Annotated in this window: 2 protein-coding genes; both read left to right on the forward strand. The window is 67.2% G+C overall.

Annotation, left to right across the window (positions count from 1 at the left end):
• Positions 1-478, forward strand: a 478-nt coding sequence (locus tag GTW58_RS13155; protein WP_168023566.1) for a phosphotransferase family protein, incomplete at its 5' end; no start/stop codon positions are given.
• A gap of 107 nt (positions 479-585) precedes the next feature.
• Positions 586-864 (forward strand): hypothetical protein (locus GTW58_RS13160; protein WP_209436580.1); only part of this gene is annotated, 279 nt, incomplete at its 3' end.

The raw sequence follows: 864 nt of genomic DNA on the forward strand, positions 1-864 counted from the left end.
CGAAGCAGCGGACCGGGCCGACTGGGTGGCGCGGTTGGAGGCCTTCCGCGGGGCGTCAGGTGGAGCCCGGAGGTCTGTGCGGGAAACTTTGGACCGCGTCACGGAGGCCTTGGTGCACAACGCCCCGCGGCAGGCAGGGGGAGTGCTGCACCGCGATCTTCACGAGAAACAGGTGATCGTCGACGGCCCCCATGTCGGCCTGCTCGATTTTGACACCGCTGCGGCGGGGGAGCCCGCACTGGACCTGGCCAACCTGAGTGTGCACTTCGAGTGGCATCGGCGTCAGGGGGTCTTGAGCCCGGCGCTCTGTGCCTACGGCCAAGGGGCCGTGACGGAGACGGCCGAAGAACTCGGCGTCCGAGGTGACAGGTTCGAGGTCTACCGCGCGTCGACCCGGTTGCGGCTGGGGTGTGTGTACGCGTTTCGACCGAGGTGGGCCGCTCTGGCCCGGGAGTGGTTGGCAGAGCAACCCGTGTGAGCTGAACGTGTCCGGCGGATCACGACCCCACCAGAACGGCCAGGAACCATTGGGGCGAGAGCCGGTTTCTCATACGCATCTTATGTACGGGCATGACCATGTGAACCATGAAAGTTGTCTGGTCCACACTCGGTCTGGTAGTCGTCGGTGTCCTGGCGTTGCTGCTGTGGAATGCCGCCTCCGGTGAACCACGGCAAGAGGTCCTGCGCGAAGGGGTCGTGGTGGACGGTGGCGCGTCCTCGCCCAGCCCCAGCGGGACGGTCGAGACCCCGGGCGAGGAGACCTCGGGAGCAGCGCAGAACGCCTCGGGGGAGTCCAGTTCCCAAGCGGATCGCGAGGACGACTCCCAGGCCACGCAACCGCCGGTCACGGAATCCCCGGTGGCT

The organism is Kocuria subflava, from assembly GCF_012163155.1.
Lineage (GTDB): Bacteria > Actinomycetota > Actinomycetes > Actinomycetales > Micrococcaceae > Kocuria > Kocuria subflava.